The sequence below is a fragment of the Halorussus vallis genome (assembly GCF_024138165.1).
Taxonomy (GTDB): domain Archaea; phylum Halobacteriota; class Halobacteria; order Halobacteriales; family Haladaptataceae; genus Halorussus; species Halorussus vallis.
Genome location: NZ_CP100000.1, coordinates 264,742 through 285,439 on the forward strand (window position 1 = coordinate 264,742; position 20,698 = coordinate 285,439).

17 protein-coding genes are annotated in these 20,698 nt (G+C 66.1%); 8 read left to right on the forward strand and 9 right to left on the reverse strand.

The window, feature by feature from the left end; genetic code table 11:
* The first annotated feature begins 165 nt into the window (after positions 1 to 165).
* The gene (locus NGM07_RS01525; RefSeq protein WP_253515764.1) at positions 166 to 531 is read left to right on the forward strand and encodes a hypothetical protein; all 366 of its coding nucleotides are present in this window, start codon (positions 166 to 168) and stop codon (positions 529 to 531) included.
* Between the two features lie 236 nt (positions 532 to 767).
* Positions 768 to 2,993 (forward strand): amino acid permease, encoded by a 2,226-nt coding sequence (locus NGM07_RS01530; protein ID WP_253515766.1) that lies wholly within the window; start codon positions 768 to 770, stop codon positions 2,991 to 2,993.
* Positions 2,994 to 3,141: 148 nt separating this feature from the next.
* Here the strand turns inward: NGM07_RS01530 and NGM07_RS01535 are convergent, their stop codons facing one another.
* From NGM07_RS01535 to NGM07_RS01550, 4 genes are all read right to left on the reverse strand, one after another.
* The gene (locus NGM07_RS01535) at positions 3,142 to 3,837 is read right to left on the reverse strand and encodes a potassium channel family protein (RefSeq protein WP_253515771.1); all 696 of its coding nucleotides are present in this window, start codon (positions 3,835 to 3,837) and stop codon (positions 3,142 to 3,144) included.
* A 294-nt stretch (positions 3,838 to 4,131) separates the two neighbouring features.
* Positions 4,132 to 5,664 carry a TrkH family potassium uptake protein gene (locus NGM07_RS01540; protein WP_253520130.1) on the reverse strand — a complete coding sequence of 511 codons (1,533 nt, stop codon included), beginning with the start codon at positions 5,662 to 5,664 and terminating at the stop codon, positions 4,132 to 4,134.
* Positions 5,665 to 5,719: 55 nt separating this feature from the next.
* Positions 5,720 to 7,063 (reverse strand): Trk system potassium transporter TrkA, encoded by a 1,344-nt coding sequence (gene trkA / locus NGM07_RS01545; protein WP_253515774.1) that lies wholly within the window; start codon positions 7,061 to 7,063, stop codon positions 5,720 to 5,722.
* A gap of 185 nt (positions 7,064 to 7,248) precedes the next feature.
* Positions 7,249 to 8,619, reverse strand: coding sequence for an FAD-dependent oxidoreductase (locus NGM07_RS01550; protein ID WP_253515778.1), 1,371 nt, complete (start codon positions 8,617 to 8,619; stop codon positions 7,249 to 7,251).
* Between the two features lie 347 nt (positions 8,620 to 8,966).
* Between NGM07_RS01550 and NGM07_RS01555 the strand changes: the two genes are divergently transcribed.
* The 5 genes from NGM07_RS01555 to NGM07_RS01575 all read left to right on the forward strand — a co-directional run bounded on the left by NGM07_RS01555 (position 8,967) and on the right by NGM07_RS01575 (position 12,627).
* A complete protein-coding gene (locus NGM07_RS01555; RefSeq protein ID WP_253515785.1) occupies positions 8,967 to 9,401 on the forward strand; it encodes an NUDIX hydrolase in 435 nt (144 codons plus the stop codon).
* Positions 9,402 to 9,482: 81 nt separating this feature from the next.
* Positions 9,483 to 10,946 carry a lamin tail domain-containing protein gene (locus tag NGM07_RS01560; RefSeq protein ID WP_253515799.1) on the forward strand — a complete coding sequence of 488 codons (1,464 nt, stop codon included), beginning with the start codon at positions 9,483 to 9,485 and terminating at the stop codon, positions 10,944 to 10,946.
* Positions 10,936 to 11,277, forward strand: a complete 342-nt coding sequence (locus tag NGM07_RS01565; RefSeq protein ID WP_253515802.1) for a DUF3006 domain-containing protein — start codon at positions 10,936 to 10,938, stop codon at positions 11,275 to 11,277. Before NGM07_RS01560 ends, NGM07_RS01565 begins: the two co-directional genes overlap by 11 nt.
* A 103-nt stretch (positions 11,278 to 11,380) precedes the next feature.
* A complete protein-coding gene (locus NGM07_RS01570; protein WP_253515805.1) occupies positions 11,381 to 11,833 on the forward strand; it encodes a 6-pyruvoyl trahydropterin synthase family protein in 453 nt (150 codons plus the stop codon).
* A gap of 2 nt (positions 11,834 to 11,835) precedes the next feature.
* Positions 11,836 to 12,627: a 7-carboxy-7-deazaguanine synthase QueE gene (locus NGM07_RS01575; RefSeq protein ID WP_253515808.1), complete on the forward strand. Its 792-nt coding sequence runs from the start codon at positions 11,836 to 11,838 to the stop codon at positions 12,625 to 12,627.
* Here the strand turns inward: NGM07_RS01575 and NGM07_RS01580 are convergent.
* The 3 genes from NGM07_RS01580 to NGM07_RS01590 all read right to left on the reverse strand — a co-directional run bounded on the left by NGM07_RS01580 (position 12,624) and on the right by NGM07_RS01590 (position 14,915).
* Positions 12,624 to 13,502, reverse strand: coding sequence for a DUF7847 domain-containing protein (locus tag NGM07_RS01580; RefSeq protein ID WP_253515811.1), 879 nt, complete (start codon positions 13,500 to 13,502; stop codon positions 12,624 to 12,626). The two genes, NGM07_RS01575 and NGM07_RS01580, sit on opposite strands and share 4 nt — an antisense overlap.
* Before the next feature lie 198 nt (positions 13,503 to 13,700).
* Positions 13,701 to 14,138 carry a hypothetical protein gene (locus tag NGM07_RS01585; RefSeq protein ID WP_253515813.1) on the reverse strand — a complete coding sequence of 146 codons (438 nt, stop codon included), beginning with the start codon at positions 14,136 to 14,138 and terminating at the stop codon, positions 13,701 to 13,703.
* Positions 14,139 to 14,186: 48 nt separating this feature from the next.
* On the reverse strand, positions 14,187 to 14,915 hold the full coding sequence (locus NGM07_RS01590; RefSeq protein ID WP_253515815.1) for a hypothetical protein: 729 nt from the start codon (positions 14,913 to 14,915) through the stop codon (positions 14,187 to 14,189).
* Positions 14,916 to 15,056: 141 nt separating this feature from the next.
* On the opposite strand from NGM07_RS01590, the gene queC reads away from it, so the two are divergent.
* Positions 15,057 to 15,761 (forward strand): 7-cyano-7-deazaguanine synthase QueC, encoded by a 705-nt coding sequence (gene queC / locus NGM07_RS01595; protein WP_253515817.1) that lies wholly within the window; start codon positions 15,057 to 15,059, stop codon positions 15,759 to 15,761.
* Positions 15,762 to 15,838: 77 nt separating this feature from the next.
* Here the strand turns inward: queC and NGM07_RS01600 are convergent, their stop codons facing one another.
* Positions 15,839 to 17,401, reverse strand: a complete 1,563-nt coding sequence (locus tag NGM07_RS01600; protein WP_253515819.1) for an HTTM domain-containing protein — start codon at positions 17,399 to 17,401, stop codon at positions 15,839 to 15,841.
* A gap of 162 nt (positions 17,402 to 17,563) precedes the next feature.
* Positions 17,564 to 20,623 (reverse strand): COG1470 family protein, encoded by a 3,060-nt coding sequence (locus tag NGM07_RS01605; protein ID WP_253515821.1) that lies wholly within the window; start codon positions 20,621 to 20,623, stop codon positions 17,564 to 17,566.
* Positions 20,624 to 20,698 lie beyond the last annotated feature (75 nt).

Genomic DNA, 20,698 nt, shown 5'->3' on the forward strand with positions numbered 1-20,698 from the left:
GAGTACTCCGTGTGCTTCCGTCACGTCATGCGGAAGGAGTTGAGAACCGATGCCGCCCGCACTAACGATAAGCAGGCCGGGCACAGTTTATGATTAGGAAGTAAATAGGAGGTAGAATTTCGGAACCCGTGGTTCTAAATAGATGGCTGAAACATATACTACGAGATGACGCCGAGTGCCGAGGACGGTGCGGAGGAAGTAGCCTCGCCCGACGCTGAACTTCCGGGCGAGTTGACTTCCCGATTGAACGACCTCGACGAGGAGTCCCTCCGCGCGGTTATCGTGTACGCCCAGTCGCTGTTACCGTCACCGCCCACGGTGACAGATTTGCTCGCCGAACGAGCGGAAGACGACCTCGTCGAGATAATCGAACACGAGGGGTACACGACCGTGAAGAAGATGCAACCGTGCGCCGAAGGCTGCGAAGACTGTCCGCACGGTCCCTACCTCTATCGCGTCCGTGCCGAGCGGTCCCCCGAAGACGGCGCACCGTCGTTGCGCTGGGACTTTCTCGGAAGGGTGAACGAGTAGATTCGCCGGACGGGTCGGCCGCAGAACGAGCGCGGCCGTGAGGGGTCGTCGAGACGCGAAACCGCCGAAGCTCGTCTCCGCGGGAACCGGGATGATTTTCGGGGTTCGCCGCCCGAAACGGGATCTGACGACTGCGAACCCCAACGCTGCTGAAACCGGTCGTTTTAAACCGCTCGTCTCCATCCGCGTACGTAATGCCCTTTTGCCGTTTGGAGACTCCCAGAGGTGGATAACGGATGCCGAAATCGCTGGAGCGCGACCTCGGACTGTACGCGACGATCACCATCAGCATCGGCGCGATGGTCGGCAGTGGTATCTTCGTCCTTCCGGGACTGGCGGCCGGGAAAGCCGGACCCGCCGCGATATTCGGGTATCTCCTCGCCGGATTCATCGTCCTCCCGGCGGCGCTGTCGAAGGCGGAGATGGCGACGGCGATTCCGGAGTCGGGGGGAACGTACCTCTACATCGACCGCGCGATGGGGCCGCTTCCCGGAACGATAGCCGGAATCGGCGCGTGGTTCTCGCTGGTATTCAAGAGCGCGTTCGCGCTGGTCGGCCTCGGCGCGTATCTCCTCCTCTTCGTCCCCGTTTCGGAAGGTTCGCTCGTGTTCGTGAGTCTCGGCCTCGGTCTGCTTCTCGTCGTCGTCAACGTGCTCGGCGCGAAACTCACCGGCGGACTCCAGGCCGCAGTCGTGAGTCTGGTCCTTCTTGTGCTGTTGCTGTTCGTCGGAGACGGGATGATCTCCGTCGATAGCAGTCAGTACCACCCGTTCTTCACCCACGGAGTCGACGGACTGTTCGCCGCGACGGGACTCGTCTTCGTCTCCTACGCCGGGGTGACCAAGATCGCCAGCGTCGCCGAGGAGGTAGAGAACCCCGGCCGGAACATTCCCATCGCCATCCTCACCTCCATCGTCGTGATGATGGCGGTGTACACGCTGACCGTCTACGTGATCATCGGCGTCTCGCCGACGGACGCGCTCACGGCCAAGGACATGCTGACCCCGATGGCGCTGGCGGCCGGCGGTACTCTGGGTCGCGTCGGAGTGATCGGTATCTCCGTCGTGGCGGTTCTCGCGCTGACGAGCATGGCGAACGCGGGCATCCTGTCGTCGTCGCGGTATCCCCTCGCGATGAGCCGAGACGACCTCGCACCGGAGTCCGTCGGGAGCGTCAGCGAGCGGTTCAAGACGCCCGTCGCTTCGATTCTGTTCACCGGGACGATTCTCCTGGTCCTCGTCGCGTTCGTCCCGGTGCTCGAACTCGCCAAACTGGCCAGCGCATTCCAGATACTCGTGTTCGCGTTCATCAACGTCGCGCTGATCGCGTTCCGGGAGAGTTCGCTGGACTGGTACGACCCGGAGTTCACGGCTCCGGGGTATCCGTTCGTCCAGATCGGCGGCTTCCTGGCGAGTCTGCTCCTCCTCACCCAGATGGGGGCGATTCCGCTGGTCGGCGCGTTCGGCCTCGTCGTACTGGGTGCGGTCTGGTACCGGGTGTACGGGCGCGAACGGACGAAACGCGAAGGAGCGGCGGTGGACGCCGTTCGCCGGTCGACCGATAGCCGGTCGCTAGAGCAGACCGAGCGGACCTTGACCAGCGAGTCGAAGCGCAACATCCTCGTTGCGATGGGCGAAGACACCTCCACGGAGCGAGAGCGGACGTTGCTCACCATCGCCGCGTACGTCGCCGCGTCGACCGACGCGCGAGTGTACGCGGTCCGATTCGAGGAAGTCCCCGAACAACTGACGCTATCGTCGGCGACTTCGATGGACGAGGACGACCGGGAGTTCGAAGCCGCGACCGAGCAACTGGCCGAAGAACTGCCGGCCCGAATCGAACCCCGGGAGATCGTCTCGCACAACACCGGCCGGGCGGTCGTCAACTTCGCGACCGACATCGACGCGAGCCTCCTCCTCGGGGAATGGCGATCCGAGGGACTCCGGGCCGAGTTGCTCGACCGCGACGTCGACTGGTACATGAACCGTGCGCCGTGCGACGTCACCTTCGTCCGCGACCGCGGCTTCGGTTCCATCGACGAGATCACGGTGTTGACCCAGCGGGGACCGTACGGCCCGACCAAGGTTCGACTCGCCAACGCGTTCGCGGAGCAAGCGGGCGCTTCGCTGCGGTTCGTCACCGCGGTCGGACCCGACCCGACGCAGGAACAGATCGACACGACGGAGGAGTTCCACGAGGAACTCGCCGACCTCTGTACGGTACCGGTCGAGCTAGATATCGTTCGGAGCGAAGATCGGCTCTCGGGGGTTATCGATGCCGCGGTGGGGAGCGACTTCGCGGTAGTGGGGGCGGTCGCGCACTCGAAACTCCACGACATCTTCCTCGGCGATCCGGCCGTGACCATCAGTTCGGGCCTCGACTGTTCGGTTCTCTTGGTCCATCCCCAGGACTCGCGCGGCCAGTCGTTCCTGAACGCCCTCATCAAGCGAGTCGCCTACTGAATCCGGTTTCCCGTCGTCGACTCTCCCGAACGACATCGCCGGTCCGTCGTCAGCGTCGAGACGAGGCGGAGTCGGCAGTCCGACGGAGCGTCGACGCGCCGTCGCCGTGCGACGGCCCCGTCGCGGAGTTCAGTTTCCCCCGACGGCCTCACCGACGAACGGACTCGTGGTCCTCGTAGTGACCGAACGCGTCGGTGACGTCGGGCGTCGCGCCGGACGCCGAATAGACGGTGAGAACGTCGCCGGCTTCGATTCGGGTCTTACCCTTCGGGGTGAGGGGCGGTTCGTCTCCGGGTTGTTCGATGGCGACGATCAGCGTATCTTCGCCGAGCAAATTCTGCTCGTCGGCTTCCTGGATTGTCTTGCCCGCGATGGCGGCGTCTTCGGCGACGGCGATTTCGAAGACCTCCGCGTCGCCGCCGAGGTGCATGAAGTCGATGATCGCCGGTCGCTTGACCGCGCGGTAGAGGTAGTCGGCGATGAGCCGTTGCGGGTTCTCGATAGTGTGGACCCCGATCTGGCGAAAGAGGCTCATGTGGTCGGGGTTGTGGACGACGGAGACGATTTCGGGAATCTCTATCTCCTTGGCGAGCAGACAGACCATCGTGTTGGTAGCGTCCTGGTCGGTCGTGCTAATGATGGCGTCGGCCCGCTCGGCGCCGGCGTCGTAGAGCGTTTCTTTGACAGTGGCGTCGTCGTTGATTACGAGAGCGTCGAACGCGGTCGCGGCCCTGTTCGCACGTTCCTCGTCGTACTCTATGACGGCGACGTCGTTACCCTCCCGCGTAGCCGCCTCGATGAGCGGCGTACCGATCTGGCCGGCGCCGACGATGATGATGTACATACTGATTCAGTACGGCGCTACCCCCTTGAGACGTGCGGCTCGACACCCGGTCGTCCGAGGAGTGTAACGTTGTTCAGCGCACATCATTGCAGAGCACGTGTATGATGAAAGACGGGATGCAGTGCCCGGTAATCATCGACCTTGCCGACACTTCGGCGGCCTAATCGTTGTCTACGCGAGTCTGACGGTTTCAGGGACCGAGTTAGCGAGGCGCCGTTCCCCGCGAGTGATACGTCGAGAAGACGTTCGGGAACGGAATCACAGACAGCCCCTCTCCGAACGCGGACGCCGGAGCTAGGACCGCCAGTACGTCGGCGTCAGCAGGACGAGAACGGGCAGAATCTCCAGTCGGCCGATCCACATGAGAAACACCATGAACAGCTTCGTGGTCGACGGGAACGGGAGGTAACTGTTCATCGGGCCGACGATGCCGAAGCCCGGCCCCACGTTACCGAGGGTCGCCGCGACCGCGCTCATCGCGTCGAGCGCGATCAGGTCCATGCCCGTCCGGGCGGCGTCGACGTAGACGACCAACGCCGCGACGAAGAAGATGACCAGGTACAGCAGGGTGAACGCGTAGATACCCCGGACCGCCTGTTCGTCCAGGGCGCGACCGCCGAGGCGGACCGGCCGGACCGCCTCCGGGTGGACCGTCGTGAACAGTTCGCGCTTGATGGACTTGAGGACGACCAGCCAGCGGACGATCTTGACGGCACCGCCGGTCGACCCCGCAGAACCGCCCACGAACAGCATCACGAACAGCACGTACTGGGCCGGTGTGCCCCAGGTGTTGAAGTCCATGCTGGCGTACCCCGTCGTCGTCACCAGCGAGACGACCTGGAATATCGCGTGGCGCAGCGCCTTCTCGACCTCGCCGCCGATGGGGCCGACGGCAGTCTGTTCGGCCGTTCCGCCAGCGAACAGCAGCACCGTGACGAGCGCCGAGAACGTCGCCAACACGCCGACGTAGAACCGGAACTCGGTGTCCTCGCCGAACACTTCGACTTCGCCGTTCAGCGCGTGCCAGAACAGCGCGAAGTTGGTCCCCGCGGCCACCATGAACGGAATGATGAGCCACTGAACCGCCGCCGAGAAGGCCTCGATGCTGCGCGCGGCGGGCGAGAAGCCGCCGGTGGCCATCGTGGTGAAACCGTGTGCGACCGACTGGTAGAGGGTCATGTCCGGCGCGAGGCCGGCGAGGTGAAGGCCGTACAACAGGGCCATCTCCACGGCGGTGATTCCGAGGTACGCCTTCCAGAGCGCTCGCGCGGTTTCCGCGATGCGCGGCGTGAGCTTTTGGATGCCGGGACCCGGCGCTTCGGCGTCCATCAGTTGCGCGCCGCCGACGGAGAGTTCGGGCAGGATGGCGACGGCGAGGACGACGATTCCCATCCCACCGAGCCACTGGGTCTGCTGGCGCCACATCATCAGCGCCCGCGAGTGTCGCTCGAAGCCGATGCTCCCCATCACGGTCGCCCCGGTGGTCGTGAATCCGCTCATCGACTCGAAGATGGCGTTGACCGGCTGTGCGACCGTTCCCTCTCCGGCGATGACGTAGGGGACCGCGCCGACGAGCGAGACGGCGAGCCACGTCAGCGCGACCATCAGAAAGCCCTCGCGTGCGCCCAGGTCGGGGTCGTCGTCCAGTTGTTCGAGCCCCCAGCCGATGGCGACCGCGATTACCATCGACGCGATGAACGTCGTGACTCCATCGCCGTAGTACGCGGCGAGCGCGAGCGGAAACGCCATCGCCACGGAGAGCCACTTGACGACCGTCCCGACGAGGCTACAGCTCGCTCGCCAGTCCACGCGGAGTTTCTCGCTCAGCACGGTTCGTCACCGTTCGCGGGCGATGTGCTCGCTCGCACTCCAACTCGACTCGTCATAGTTTCGCACTTACGTCCGTCAGGGCGCCTCGTTCGACGAACGCGACGACGTGGTCGCCCGGTTCGACCACGGTGTCACCGCGCGGGACGACGAACTCACCGTCGCGGGTGATGGCGCCGAGGACGAACCCTTCGGGCATGTCCGCGACGGCTTCGCGAATCGGTCGGCCGACCAGCACGCTCTCGCCGTCCACCTCTATCTCGAGGACCTCCGCCCTGTCGTTCTCGATGAGCGCGACGTTCTCGGTGTGAAGCTCGCGGGTGAACCGAGTGATCTCCTCGGCGGTGACCTCGCGGGGGTTGATGCCGACGTCCACGCCGACCGTCTCGAAGAGGCTGACGTACTCGGTCGTCTCGACCACGGCGACGGTCCGGCGCGCGCCCAGCTGTTTCGCGAGAATCGACACCAGCAAGTTCTTCTCGTCGTTCTCGAGGGTGGCGACCACGGCGTCGGCCTCGCCGACGTGTTCGCGGGCGAGGAACTCGGCGTCAGTCGCGTCGCTCTCCATGACGACCGTGTTCGGCAGTTGCTCGGCGAGTTCGCGCGCGCGTTCGGCGTCGCGTTCGATGAGCCGCGGGTGGAGTCCGCGCTCTTCGAGCAGGCGGGCGGTGTGATACCCGATCTCGCTCCCGCCGATGATGACGAGGTCCTCGTTTTGGGAGGGCGTCTCGGTGGGCGCGACTTCGCGGGCAAATCCCTGGACGCTCTCCGGACTCCCGATGACGATGACCTTGTCGCCGGCCGCGATTCGCGTCTCGCCGCGGGGAATCGTCACGTCGTCGTCCCGGAGGATGGCCGCGAACGTGAGCGAGTCGAAACGGTCGGCGTCCCGGACGGTCAGGTCGGCGATGGGGCTCTCCTCGCTCACCTCGAACTCGGCCATCTGGACGATACCGCCCGCGAACGGGTCGACGTCGCGGGCCGCCGGCAGTCCGATGACTCGGACGATGTCCTGTGCGGCGAGCAGGTTCGTACAGACCATGAAGTCGACGCCGAACGCCCGCTGGTCCTCGGCGTGCTGCCACGTCTCGAGGTAGTCGACGTTCTTGACCCGCGCGATGGTGAACGGGTCGTCGACGGTCTTGGCGGTCCCGCAGGCGACCAGATTCGTCTCGTCGTCGTCGGTGCTCGCGATTATCATGTCCGCCTGCTCGACGCCCGCCTGCCGGAGCGTCGAGAGCGACGTCCCGTCGCCTTGGATGGCGAGAACGTCGAGCGAGTACGTCAACGCATCGACTCGCTCGGAGTCGGTGTCCACGACCACGACCTCGTGGAGATCCGCGAGACTGGCCGCGATGGACGAACCGACCTCACCTGCGCCGACGATGATGACACGCATCTGATCCCTCCCTCGTCATTCTTGACTGTCTTTACTAGCCCGCAGGTATGATTATTTCCTTTCTCGGGCGTGACGGCCGGCGGAGGACCGTCGAGCGTCACCGATACCGAGGCCTCGCGCTCGTCGGACGGACGTTCGTCTCGTCGTCGAGTTACGGAGTCGAAAGCCGCCGAGGGGCGGTCGAATCAGTCGGTCGCGGGCGACAGCGGTTCGTCCGCGCCCTCCCGCGGGAAGTGGTCGATGGTGTCAGCGCGGAACGCCTCCTCGTCGAACTCGTAGTCCTCGTCGAAGAACTCCATCAGCGTTCGGGTGTCGCGCATGGCGTTCTTCAGACTGGTGGAAGCGCCCGGCGACGGCGTGATGTTGAAGATGATGTCGTCGCCGACGATCTTCGCCTCGCCCATGTCGAGGGACTTCGCCGACGTGTCGACGATCTGCGGACGAACGCCGCCGTAGCCCTTCGCGCGCTCGATGTCGTCGAGTTCGGCGCTCGGGACGACCTTCTGGACGTGGGGCAGGAACGCCTTCGGGCCGACCTCCGGGAGGTCGTAGACGAGGTTCCGCAGGACGTACGGCAGGAGGATGCGGTCGGAGAGGATGTTCGCGTAACTGAGGAAGGCCGCGACGTTCAGTCCGAACACGTCGAGGAAGTCCCCGACGGTCGAGAGTCGCCCGCGTTCGAGCGTCGGGACGAGTTTCGCGGTCGGACCGAACCGGGTGATCGAGGGGTCGTGGACGTCGGCGTCGCCGTGGACCGCCGCGAACGGGAGTTTCTTCATCTGGAGCGTGTACACCTTCCCGTTGAGGAAGTCGTCGGCGAGGAAGAAACTCCCCGCGATGGGGAGCAAGACCTTGTCCTCGCCGTAGCCGAGTTCCTTGGCGATCTGGAGGCTGTGTGACCCCGCGGCGACGACCGCGACGTCGCAGTCGAAGTTGCCCTCGCTCGTATCGAGGGTGTAGCCGTCGAAGGTTTCGGAGATATCCTCGACCTCCGTGGATGTGTAGACGTCGACGCTGGCCTCCTCCGTCGCCTGCTCGACGAACGACTTCGTGGTCGCGCCGTAGTCGACGACGTACCCGTCGGGGGTCTGGAGGGCCAGCAGATCGTCGGACGGGTCGCGCCCCTCGACGACCTTCGGTTCGAGTTCCGCGATCTCCTCGCGTTCGATGGCGCGGAGTTTCGGGAACAGGTCGCCGAACCCCTCCTCGTGGTACCGGTGTTCGAGTTCCGCGACCTCCTCGTCGCCGACGGCGAGGACCATCTTGCTACGTCGGTCGTGCATCTCCCTCTCGGGGTCGTGGTTCTCGAGGTAGCCGGCGAGGATTTCGGCGCCCTCTTTGACCTTCTCGGCCTTCTCCAGGGTGTAGTTCGTCTCGATGTCCCCGAAGTGGAGCGTCTGCGAGTTGTTCGTGTGGTTGGAGTTGATCGCCGCGATTTCGGGTTCCTTCTCGATGAGCGCGATCGACTCGATGTCGGTGAACTTCGCGGTCGTGTACAGAAGCGATGCACCGCTGACGCCGCCGCCGACGATAACGAGGTCGTATTTCCCAGACATGTCTGATGGTAAGGAGTCTACTTCCCCGTTCGTGCTTTAGACCTTTAACTCATGTTTTATCGGCAGACGAGCCATCGTCGATCGCTACAAACGACATCGACAAACGCAGAATAATTTAGCGCTAGTGAATGTCTCGCTAGACACCGTGTCACTCGCGAAAGTTTCTACACTCGCTCTTTCCGGTACCTCCCCGCCGACGAGGTGACGACGCCGGATGTTCATCCGGCATTTCCGTTCGCCGTCGTTCCGCCGGCCGACTCGTAATATCCCGAACGTTCGTATCCTTATTATTCTTAAATCCTCCTTGCCGCAACCCTTTTGCCGGTAATTCCCGTTGTACGAGAGAGATGGCCGGGCGAAGCGCGACGTACGTTCAGAAAGCCTGCGCGTACATCACGCGCGACGGCGGCGAACTCCTCGTGTTCGAGGGGCCGGAACACGACGGACTCCAGGTGCCGAAGGGGACCATCGAACCCGGCGAGGACCCCCGCGCGGCGGTGTTCCGCGAGATCACCGAGGAGAGCGGTCTCAGCGCGGTCGGCGACACCCGACACCTGACGACCGACGTGTGGACGCGCCGCCGGTCGCCGCCCAAACGGTACGTCCGGCACTTCTTCCACGCGACCGTCCACGAACCGCGCGACGAGTGGACCCACGTCGTCACCGGCGAGGGCGAGGAAACCGGCCTCGAATTCGAGTTCTCCTGGGTCGACCTGCCGGCGTCCCGCGAATTCGCGCTGGCACTCGACGACTACGTCCACCTCCTGGGGACCGACGCGTAGCTTGGCTTTCCTTCCGGGCTTCCGTCCCGCGATGCCGACGCCACCGAAGCAGTGTTGAGTCCGCCGACCGTCACCGAGGATATGAACCGCCGCCGCGGCACACCAATCGTCCTCGCCGTCCTGCTCGTGTTCGCGGGTTGTCTCGGCGGGGCCGTCGACCCGCCGGCCGAGACGACGAACTCGCCGTCGGCCGCCGTCGGGACTGCCGACGGAGAACTCTCGGTCCACTTCATTCACGTCGGTCAGGGGACCAGCGTCCTCGTCGTCGGCCCGACCGGCGAGACGCTCCTGTACGACACCGGCAACTGGGACGACGACGGCGAGCGCGTCCTCGACTACCTTCGGGCGCGTGGCGTCGAGCGGATCGACTACCTCGTGACCTCCCACGCCCACGCCGACCACGTCGGCGGCCACGCCGCGGTCATCGACCACTACGAGACTCGGGCGAACGGCGTCGGCGCGGTCTACGACCCCGGTATCGCGGCCTCGTCCCGGACCTACGAAGCGTACCTCGACGCGGTCGAGGAACACGACGTCACCCTCTACCGGGCGCAGGCCGGTGACGTGATTCCGATGGAAGGCGCCGACGTCCGGGTGCTCGCGCCGCCGGAGGGGTACCTCGCCGACCGCGACCGCAACGAGAACAGCCTCGTCCTCCGGGTCGGCTACGGGAACGCCAGCGTCCTGTTACCCGGCGACGCCGAGAGTCGGGGAGAGCAGTTCCTCCGACAGCGGTACGACGGACTCCTGAACGTGACGATGCTGGCGGCGGGCCACCACGGGAGCAACTCCAGCACCGGCCCGGGGTTCCTCGCGGCGACGACGCCCCGCGCTGTCGCCATCCAGAGCGCCTACGACTCGCCGTACGGCCACCCCCATCGGGAGGTCCTCGCCCGCCTCGCCGAGCGAGGGATTCCGACCTTCTGGACGGCGGTCCACGGCACGGTCGTCTTCGAAACCGACGGCGAGCGCGCGGCGATCTGGACTCGGCGCGACGCGCCGACCGACCCGCTCGAACTCCGGAGCGCGTCGCCGGTTCCGCCCGGTGCGACCGGCGACCTCGAACGCCGGATGACGTTCCGAATCGGCGGCGGGGCCGTCAGCGCCAGCGGCGCTGACGGCCCCGCGGGAGGGTCGGGTGGGACGGTCGCTCCGGACGGCGGAACGACGACTGATGACGCGAATGCGACTGCGAGCGCGCCCGATGCGGGCGCGCTCGCGGTCGCGGACGTCCACGCCGACGCGCGGGGCGACGAGGACGCGAACCTCGACGACGAGTACGTCGTCTTCCGCAACGACGGCAGTGAGCGCCTCGACCTCTCGGGGTGGACCGTCGCCGACGAGGCGGGCCACATCTACACCGTCCCGGCGGGTACCGCACTCGCGCCCGGCGAGACGCTGACCCTCCGCACCGGAGCGGGAACCGATGGTAGCGGCCAGCTCTACTGGAACGCCGGCCGGCCGGTGTGGAACAACGACGGCGACACGGTTTTCGTCCGGACCGACGAAGGCCGACTCGTGCTGGAGGAGTCCTATGACGAATGACGGACGCTACGTGGGCGTGGTCGACCGCATTGAGGACGACCTCGCGGTCGTGCTCCTGGAGGAGTGCGAGGGCGTCGCCGACGAACTGGTCGTCCCGGCGTCCGACCTCCCCGAGGAGGCCCGCCACCCCGACGCCGTCCTCGGGGTCTCCGTGCGGGACGACTCGCTGGTTTCGGCAGAGTACGACCCCGAGGAGACTGAGCGACGGAACGCGGCGGCCCAGGCCCGGTTCGACGCACTGGCGAAGCGACCCGACGAGGAGAGCGGGGACGAGGGCGAAAGCGAGGCCGACGACGGACGCGGCGACGATTCCGCCGAAGACGAGTGTTGAAGGGCACGCCTCTCGGAAATCGACGCGGAACCGCTCGGAACCGACGAGTCGGCGAGTCGCGGCGTTTGCGCACGCTTAAGTACGCCCCGAGTAATATCCTGATATGACCGAACGCACATCGGAGTCCTCGCTCTCGGACGCCGGGCCGCGGACCCTCCACGTGGGTCGCGACCGGCCGATTCGCATCAGCGCGGGCCACCGAATCCTCCACCACGACGGCAAGTGCAGCCGTCCGCACGGTCACAACTACGAGATAACCGTGAAGGTCGTCGGCGACCTCACCGAGGAAGGGTGGGTCGTCGACAAGGGAGATATTACCTCGGTACTCTCCGAGTGGGACCACAGGTTTCTCCTCGAAGCGGGCGACCCGCTGGTCGAGGCGTTCGAGGCGAGCGGCGACGCCGACGCCGCGGTGGTGCTCGACGCGCCGCCGACCGCCGAGGTGATGAGCGTCGAACTGGAGCGCCGCCTCCGCGAGGAACTCCCCGAGAACGTCCGCGAGGTCGCGGTCCAGGTGAGCGAGACGGCCGAACTCTGCGGCGGGTCGCCGTTCTGACCATGCCGGTGTCCAGCGACGCGTCGAACCGAGAGCGGTCGTCCGACCCGGACGCAGACTCCGCCTCCGACGAACCCGCGCTCCCCGTCAACGAACTGTTCGAGTCGCTCCAGGGCGAGGGAAAACTCGCAGGCGTGCCGAGCGTCTTCGTCCGGGCCAGCGGCTGTAACCTCCGGTGCTGGTTCTGCGACTCGTACCACACCTCGTGGGAACCGACGCACGCGACCATGAGTGTCGCCGAAATCCTCGCGGAGGTCGATTCGTACGACGCCGACCACGTGGTCGTGACCGGCGGCGAACCGCTGATTCACGACGCCGTGACCGACCTGCTCGAAGCGCTGGCCGACCGGGGCTACCACACCACCGTCGAAACCAACGGCACCGTCGTCCGCGACGCGCCGGTGGACCTCGCCAGCGTCAGCCCCAAACTCGCCTCGAGCACGCCGACGCCCGAGAAGGACCCGAAGGGCGACGGCGAGTGGGAAGCGCGCCACGAGGCCCGGCGAATCGACGTGGACGTGCTGGCGGCCCTCGTCGAGAACTACGACTTCCAACTCAAGTTCGTCGTGAGCGACCGCGAGGATATGACCGAGGTGACCGACCTCGTGGACCGAATCCGGGCGTCGGCCGACGCCCGGATTCGCGACTCGGACGTGCTGTTGATGCCCGAGGGCGCCACGAAGGACCGAATCGAAGAGACGCGTCCCCTCGCCGCCGAACTCGCCCGCGAGTACGGCTTCCGGTACACGCCGCGACTCCACGTCAACCTCTGGAACGACGCGCCCGAAACCTAGCGGTCGCCGCCGACGAAGGCGTCGTCGCCCGTCGTCGGTTCGTCGGCGACGCTCGGTTCGCCGCCGGAACCTTCTGTGCGCTCGACGAGGTCCTCGTAGAACGCCACCTGGTAGGTGTAGAAGAACCCGCCGAACAGCGTGCTGAGGACGACGGTCGCGACCAGGTAGCCCGCGACCGCCGTCGAGTCGAGGGTCGCCAGCGGCGTGAAGGTGCCGTCGGACGAAACCAGTGCGTCGAACCGCGTGGCGTACAGCCAGACGGTCGGCGCGCTCCCGAGCAGGCCGAGGACCAACGCGACCACGTCGAATCCGAGCGTCGAGAGGAGGTTGCGCCGGACCAACCGGTAACTCTGCTTGATCGAACCGATGGCGTTACGGTCGGAAACCACGACCGCCGGGCCGTAGAATTGGAGGAGGAACATCGGGAGGAACCCGAGCAGGTATATCAGGCCCACGCCGGCGAGGTAGGTGCCAAACGACCCGCCGCCGCCACCGAAGACGACGCCGAGGACCACGACGATGGCGACCATGCCGACCGCAATGAACGTCGCCATCGTCACGCCGACGAGCAGCAGGGTCGCGCCGAGCAGCGAGAGGTAGTTCTCCGTGCCGCCCGAGACGAGCGTGCCGAACCCGGTCCGACCGTCCAGTGCCTCGGCGGCCATCGCGTACGCGCCGCCGACGAAGAACAGCGCGACGAACTGGACGAGGAACGAGAGGACCGACACCACGATACTCGCCACGCCGGGTTCGAGGGACAGTTGCGCGAGCAGCGTCGCGCTGCCGACGAGCGAGACGAGGAACGCGGCGACGAACATCACGGGGTTGCGCTTCAGCGCGTCGAGGGTGGCCGATATCGAGGAACGTACTCCCATACGGTCGTGTCACATGTACGTCGAATAATTCTGTCGGTTAGCGAGGCTCGGCACAGTCTCTTTAGACGCCTCGAAGCGTGACGCTAAACCGTAGTCGCTTCGTTGCGTTGTTCGGCGCTGCCCGGATCGACGCGACTCCACATCAATCTCTGAAACGATACTTCGGAACGTAGGAGAAAGTCCGAAAAAGCGTGGGAATTACGCGGTTCTCCAGTAGTAGATTACGCCGATGGAACCGACAATCGCCCCTAGTAGCAAGACGTAGAATGCCGTCAGTCGTGAGGCACGATAGGCGAGTCCCGCACTGACCAATACCGCGCTCGTTGCGAGTGCCAGCGCGTGCCACCTGAACGCGGGACCCTTTATCTCCACGACGGCGATTGCAACGATACCACCGACGATGAGAGTCAGTCCGACTTTGTCGGCAGCGAACACTGGCAAGACGACCAACAACGTCGTACCACCGAGTAGCAGTACCGCTCGTCGCTTTCGTTCTTCGGACCGCATCGGAACGGCGTTGAGAAGCGCGACACCGAATAGCGTAGATGCTAATAGGAGGTGCACGATACTCATATTTAGAACGTAGACGGTAACAAGAATCAGCCCCGACAGGAGTGCTATCGCGGAATCCTTCATACTCAATTTCCGTTATTATTCACCGTGAAAAATTAAGCTATTTTTGTTTTATACTGCCGCGCTCCCTGCAATGAAGAGGAGATAGATGAGCGCGACGATCAGCCCAAGCGCAACGACGTATGCTGCACTACCGGGAGAGAGATATATGCTCGTGTTATCGTTGAGCCAATCAATGACATCTTCGGCGATTGGCGTGATTTCCTGACGTGCCGAAAACAAAGTCGAAGCAGGAGACGGATCCCAGGGACACCGAATCGCGACGCAAGCATTTTGGCCTGCACTACTAACGCCTAACTGCAAGCAACCTTGCTCGTATACACCTATCCAGGCACTTTGTTTGAATTCGGCCTGTAGATTCCCATATATGTCGTACGTTTGCTTTGTCACGGTAAACGAAACGGTCCGAATTTCTTTACTTGCACAATCGTAGTAAGAAGTCTTTGTCTGCGTTCCAGTAGCAACGCATAAGCGTCCTTCAGGGAACGTCCCGCAAACATCGAACCCAAAATCAACTGGGTTGGGAATGGAGATGTCTGAGGGAGTAATTACACGCTCTGGACTAACGACAGAGGAAGTGCTAGTAGATCCGAGTTCGTTCTCCTTCACGTATTGTTCGTAATCTTGCCAATCAGGGTCGTCAATGGTACCCGAAGTAGAAATTGGGTACCGAGCCGACGCAAGTCCCGGCAGCAGGGAAACACTGACACCAGCACCGGCAGCTGAAACCGCAAGTGACTGGAGTACGCTCCTCCGCTTCTTGTGATTTTCTTCCGACATCATTACCACGTTGTAATCGACGATATATAATTTACTACTTTATCTAATATGATTTTATTCTGCGTTTTCGTTGTGGCGTTTCCTCATACTGCTGATTTCGAAATCATACGACTCATGGTCGGGTCGGCCCTCCCTTCTCGCATGAGCGACGATTCGTCCGAGAGGCGCGCCGTGGTGCTCGCCTCCGGCGGGATGGACAGCGCGACCGCCGCCTACGAGGCGGCCGACCGCGGCTACGAACTCTACCTGCTTCACACCTCCTACGGCCAGCAGACCGAGGACAAGGAGTACGAGTGCGCTCGCCGCCTCGCCGAAGCGGTCGACGCCGCCGACTTCCTGCGGGTCGAAACCGGTCACCTCGCCCAGATCGGCGGGTCGAGTCTCACCGACGCCGAGATGGACGTCGCCGACGCCGACCTCGAAAGCGACGAGGTGCCGACCTCCTACGTCACGTTCCGGAACGCCAACCTGCTCTCGATGGCCGTCTCGTACGCCGAGGCCAACGACTGCGAGGCGGTGTTCATCGGCGCGCACAGCGAGGACTTCTCGGGGTACCCGGACTGCCGGCCCACCTTCTTCGAGGCGTTCCAGCGGGTCGTCGACGTCGGCACGAAGGACGACACCGATATCGAAATCGCCGCGCCGTTCGTCGAGTGGTCGAAGACCGACATCGCCGAGCGCGGCGTCGAACTCGGCGTCCTCTACGAGCACACCTGGAGTTGCTACCGCGAGGAGGCCCCGGCCTGCGGCACCTGCGACGCCTGCGCGTTCCGCCTGCAGGCGTTCCGGAACGTCGGGGTCCGCGACCCCATCGAGTACGAGGAGCGCCCCGAGTACGCCGACTGAGTTCGCGCCGACGAAAGAACGATTCGGCGGTCGTTCGACCGGGCCGCGGCCCGGTCGAACGACCGCGAAGAACGACCTCAGGCGCCGGACCCGCAGTCGTAGCGCCCGAGTTCGACCCGGTGGGTCGGTTCGGGACCGTCGAACCGGGTGGGCTGTTCGACGTAGTAGAAGGTCAGCGATTCGAGGTCCGAGTCGTGGCGGGCGTCCCACCGACCGCAGAGGTACGCGCCGAAGTTCGCGGTGAAGTCGGCGGCGAGTTCGGTGTCGCGGGCGCGCTGGAAGTCCATCAGGTAGGAGTACCACCTGACGCTGGGGTAGGTCAGGGCCGCGTCGGACGGGTGGTCCCACTGGACCGGCGCGTCCCGGAAGGCGTCGACCTTCTCGCCGGATTCGAGTCGACCGGGGACGACGTACCAGCCGTCGGCCTTCGCGGGTTCGGCGAACATGTCCCAGCGGTGCTCGCCGGGGTCGGCGACCGCCGCCGACCCGGCGGGCGCAGCGACGACGCCGAGCGTCGAGGCGTTCCAGACCAGCACCAGCGCCAGGAGTGTGACCACGACTCCCGTGCCGAGGCGGCGCTTCCACCGGCCGATGACCGCGGGGAGGGCGAACGCGCCGGCCGACGAACCGCGCGGGCGATTCGACCGCGAGCGGTCGAATCGCCCGCCGAGTCCCGTCGCGTCGACCAGTCTCCGGACCCGCGGCGACGCGCGCCGCTCGACGGCGTCCCAGACCGAAGGCGGCAGGAACGCCAGGAGCGCGGCGGCCGACACCAGCGGGAAGATGCCGAGCCGCATCGTCAGCGCCATCCCGAGGTGCATCCCGACGAACAGCGAGGCGAAGGCGGCCCGGGCGCGTCCCGTCAGGACCACGAGCAGGACCGACGTGACGAGCAGGCCGAGCCACACCCGGTCGGCGAACCCGAGCAGGGTCGGGTACTGGGCCAGGTAGTCGCCCAGCAGGACGGTGAGTCGGTCGAGGCTGAACACGTACCGAATCGCCTCGCCGCTCTCCCAGGAACGTCCGACGCGGAGCTTGAACGCGGCGTTGACGGCGTATATGATGACCACCTGAAACAACAGCGCGGCCGACGCCGCGCTCGCCACCCGCGGGCCGGAGTCGGCGTCGCGTCGGTCGCTCGCGTTCCCGCGCACGCCACCGCGACGGAGCGCGTCTATCGACCACCGGTGGCCGAGCGGGAGAAAGAGCCCCCAGAACAGCAGGCGGCGGAGGATGGAGTCGCCGGCGTTCAGGACGACGGGGTTCCGGGCGTGTAGCGACACCAGCAGGACCCAGGAGGCGACGGCGACCGGCGTGGTCCGGTAGCCGACCAGCAGCGCGAGCGCGAACGCGGCGGCGATCAGGAACAGCGCGACCTGCACCCACGCCGCCCCGGAGAGGGCGTGGAGTGAGAGGCGGGCGAGACCGGGCGCCTGCTCGCGGAGCACCGCGGTCGGCAGCACCCCGGCGTCGGTGTAGAAGGCGACGAGGTGGCGCGACCGGAGCGCCAGGTCGGCGAGCAGGAGCACGCCGAGCGAGATGCGGAGGGCCGCCAGCGCCCGCGCGTCGATGCCGAATCTGCGGGCGAGGGCGTCCCGGCCACCGGCGCGGAGTTTCGAGAGGAGGGCGGAGGCGTCCATGGACTGGGAGACTGCTTGAGCGGAATGACTTGTAAAGATGACGAAGTGAGCGACCGCGTCGGTCGGAGCGAAGGCCCCGTCGGCGCCCCGCGGAGCCCCCCGACGAGCACGGCCGGAAACCGGAGAAACTCGGAAGAAGGAGTGGTTATCGTGGCTAACGGGTTACCGCCGCCGGCGCGCCGCGAACGCGACCGCCAACAGCGCGGCCAGTGCCGTCACCGCAGTCCCGAAGCCGAATCCGGGGACCGCGATGCCGCCCGGCCCCTTCGCGGTGGTTTCGCGCGCTTCCACCGACAGTTCGACGGTTTGGTTGCCGACCTTCGCGGTGTAGTCGCCGGTCGCGTCCACCCGCCGGACGAAGGTGACCGTCTTCGACTCGCCGGCCGGGACGGTGACGTTCTTCGTCGCCAGGCGCTCGCCGAACAGCGTCAGGTCGACCTGCCGGGTCGCGCGCACCGCCCCGCGGTTCTCGACGGTCGCGCTGAGCGCGACCGTCTCGCCCGCCGCGAACGTCGAGGCGTTCGCCGAGAGGTCGGTGACCGACAGCGCCGACCCTTCCGTCACCGTCACGGACCCGACGCGCTCGCCCGCGACCGCGACCCGGTGATTGCCGACCGAGAGCGTCCGCCGGAAGCGGACCTGTTTGGCCTCGCCGGCCGGCACGGTGACGTTCTTCGTCGCGACCACCGACCCGTCGACCGAGAGGTCGACCGCCAGTGTCGCGCGCTTCGCGCCGTCGTTCTCGACCCGAGCGTCGACTCCGACCGGTTCGTCGGCCGCGACCGTCCCCGAGACGAGGGACGCGCCGGCCACCGCTACCGGCCGGTTCGCCCCGACCGCGACCGAGGTGAGGTCGGCGGCGCTCGCCCGGACGACCGCGGTCCGGCCCCGCTGTTGGACGGTGGTGTTCAGTTCGGTCCAGGTGCCGTTCCGCAGTCCGTACAGCGTCAGGTCGCCTGGCGCGAATCCCCGGTCGGCGAGCTGACGCTTCTCGACCGCGACGACGTACGTCGCGCCGGAGACGTCGGCGGCGTCGAGGTACTTCGTGGACACCGACAGCGTCCCGAGCGTCGCGTCGGCGGGGACCGCCCGTTCGGACGCCGGGGCGACGCCGCGAGCGGTCTCCACGACGAAGTGATTGTCGTCGTTCGCGAGGTCGACCGCGACGGTCCGGAACCGCACGCCGGTGTCGTTCGCCGCGGCCGATTTCGGCAGTGAGGCCCGGACGGTTTCGTCGCTCCGGGCGTTGCGCACGTCCACGACCGCGGCGTCGGCGCCCCGCTTCTGGACGTCGGTCACCAGCGACGGCGGTTCGGTCGCGCCTCCGCCGCCTCCGCCGGCGGCTCCGCCGCCGGTTCCGCCACCGTTACCGCCTCCGCCGCCGTCGCCCGGACTCAGCGCCCGCTCGTCGGGGTCGACCCGCACCTCGGCAGTCGCCGACTCGTTGTTGCCGCCGACGTCCGAGACGATTACTCGCGCGGTGTAGTTGCTCGCGTTCCGATAGCTGTGTCGGGCCGTGGGTTCGTCGGTCGTCGTGTCGACGGAACCGTCGCCGTCGAAGTCCCAGTGGTACCTCTCGATTCCGCGGTCGTCGGAGGCGTTCGCCTCGAACGCGACCGTCCGACCGACCCTGGTTTCATTCGGATTCGCCGACAGCGAAACGGTCGGCGGCGTCGTGTCGGGTGCGGCGACGTTCACAACCTGCGAGGTCCGGTTCCGGTTGCCCGCGGCGTCGACCACCGTCAGCGTCACGGTGTGGTTGCCCGCCGAGGGGAAGGCGTGTTCGACGCGCTCGCCGGTCGCCGATTCGCCGTCCTCGAACTCCCAGCAGTACTCGGCGATACCGCGGTCGTCGCTCGACGCGCTTGCGTTGAACACGACCGACGACTCTGCGACGGGGCCGGTCGCGCCGGTTCCGTTACCGACTTCGAAGGCGGCCGTCGGCGGCGTCTCGTCGGGCGCTTGCACCCGGATAGTCCGGGTCACCGTCGCGTTGTTGCCGCCGTCGTCGCTCGCCCGGAGCGTGACAGTGTAGGTCCCCGGTTCGCTGAAACTGTAGTCGACCTGTTGGCCGGTCGCGGTGGCGTTGCCCAGCGTCCACCGGTACTCGGCGACGCCGAGGTCGTCGCTGGTGTTGCTGGCGTCGAAGACGAGGCGCTGGCCGGCTATCGTCGACCACCCCTCCGAACCGTTCGACGGTACGGCACCGTCGACCGCGAAGGCGGCGTCCGGCGGGTCGTCGCTTCCGATATCGACGCTCGCGGTCGCAGTATCCGTGTTGTCGGCACCGTCGGCGACGGTCACGCTCGCCTCGTAGGTGCCGGTTTCGTTGTAGGTGTACTCCGTTTCGGGGTCGTCGGTCGTCCGGTCGACCTCGCCGTCGCCGTCGAAGTCCCAGCGGTACTCGGCGATTTCGTGGTCGTCGGAGGACTCGCCGGCGTCGAAACTGACGGGGTGGCCGGCCACGCCGCCTTCGGCCGAGAGCGCGGCCGAGGGCGCGGTTTCGTCGGGACCGCAGGTGCCGGTCCGAACCGTGACCGCGCGGTCCATGTCGAGCGAGACGGTTTCGGGACTGTCGAGGTCGCCCGTGAGGAACTGCCAGCTACGGATGTGGCCGGTTCGGTCGTAGTCGTCGTAGAGGGCGGCATCCTCGTTCCAGCGCGGTTCTATCGTGACCTCGACGCCCTCGCGGTCCATTCCGCGGAACGCGCCGCCGTCGGTCCGGTCGCCCCGCATCATCCAGTCGATGCTGTCTCGGGAGACGCGGTCGTCCTGGTTGCGGTAGGTGTCGTCGACCACGGCCCACTCGCCGCCGCTCGGGAGTCCGGCGAAGTCGAACGAGACGGCGTGGCCGCCGCCGTCACCGCCGAGCCGGTTGTGTATCATCACGAGGCTGACGCCGTCGGCTCCCTCGTAGAGGAAGAGGCGACTGCCGTCCTCGTCCTGGAGACTCCGCGGGCGCATGTGCGAACTGTAGTCGTACGACCCGCCGCTGTCGGGGTTGCGGTAGTCGTAGAGGTCGGTGACGTCGTCGCTCCCGCGGAGCGGCGACACCTCGACGCACCGGTCGCCTTGTACGACGACGAACGAGTTCTCGGCCGCGCTCGCGGTGCCGACGGACGAGGGCAACGGCGCGAACGAGGGGACCGCGATCGCCGAGACGACCAGCAGGAGGGCGATACCGACGACGAACGTCTTCCGGGTGAGTTGGCTCCGGGTCATGGATGAGTCGGTGGCGCGGCCGGGCGGGCGACCCGCCGGAGGGCGGCACCGGCGGGTCGCCGACTCGGCCGCAGA

Excerpts from the sequence above, each read along its gene's own strand:
- NGM07_RS01525 (WP_253515764.1), top strand. The coding sequence starts at position 166 with ATGACGCCGAGTGCCGAGGACGGTGCGGAGGAAGTAGCCTCGCCCGAC.
- NGM07_RS01530 (WP_253515766.1), top strand. The coding sequence starts at position 768 with ATGCCGAAATCGCTGGAGCGCGACCTCGGACTGTACGCGACGATCACC.
- NGM07_RS01535 (WP_253515771.1), bottom strand. The coding sequence starts at position 3,837 with ATGTACATCATCATCGTCGGCGCCGGCCAGATCGGTACGCCGCTCATC.
- trkA (WP_253515774.1), bottom strand. The coding sequence starts at position 7,063 with ATGCGTGTCATCATCGTCGGCGCAGGTGAGGTCGGTTCGTCCATCGCG.
- NGM07_RS01550 (WP_253515778.1), bottom strand. The coding sequence starts at position 8,619 with ATGTCTGGGAAATACGACCTCGTTATCGTCGGCGGCGGCGTCAGCGGT.
- NGM07_RS01555 (WP_253515785.1), top strand. The coding sequence starts at position 8,967 with ATGGCCGGGCGAAGCGCGACGTACGTTCAGAAAGCCTGCGCGTACATC.
- NGM07_RS01560 (WP_253515799.1), top strand. The coding sequence starts at position 9,483 with ATGAACCGCCGCCGCGGCACACCAATCGTCCTCGCCGTCCTGCTCGTG.
- NGM07_RS01565 (WP_253515802.1), top strand. The coding sequence starts at position 10,936 with ATGACGAATGACGGACGCTACGTGGGCGTGGTCGACCGCATTGAGGAC.
- NGM07_RS01570 (WP_253515805.1), top strand. The coding sequence starts at position 11,381 with ATGACCGAACGCACATCGGAGTCCTCGCTCTCGGACGCCGGGCCGCGG.
- NGM07_RS01575 (WP_253515808.1), top strand. The coding sequence starts at position 11,836 with ATGCCGGTGTCCAGCGACGCGTCGAACCGAGAGCGGTCGTCCGACCCG.
- NGM07_RS01580 (WP_253515811.1), bottom strand. The coding sequence starts at position 13,502 with ATGGGAGTACGTTCCTCGATATCGGCCACCCTCGACGCGCTGAAGCGC.
- NGM07_RS01585 (WP_253515813.1), bottom strand. The coding sequence starts at position 14,138 with ATGAAGGATTCCGCGATAGCACTCCTGTCGGGGCTGATTCTTGTTACC.
- NGM07_RS01590 (WP_253515815.1), bottom strand. The coding sequence starts at position 14,915 with ATGTCGGAAGAAAATCACAAGAAGCGGAGGAGCGTACTCCAGTCACTT.
- queC (WP_253515817.1), top strand. The coding sequence starts at position 15,057 with ATGAGCGACGATTCGTCCGAGAGGCGCGCCGTGGTGCTCGCCTCCGGC.
- NGM07_RS01600 (WP_253515819.1), bottom strand. The coding sequence starts at position 17,401 with ATGGACGCCTCCGCCCTCCTCTCGAAACTCCGCGCCGGTGGCCGGGAC.
- NGM07_RS01605 (WP_253515821.1), bottom strand. The coding sequence starts at position 20,623 with ATGACCCGGAGCCAACTCACCCGGAAGACGTTCGTCGTCGGTATCGCC.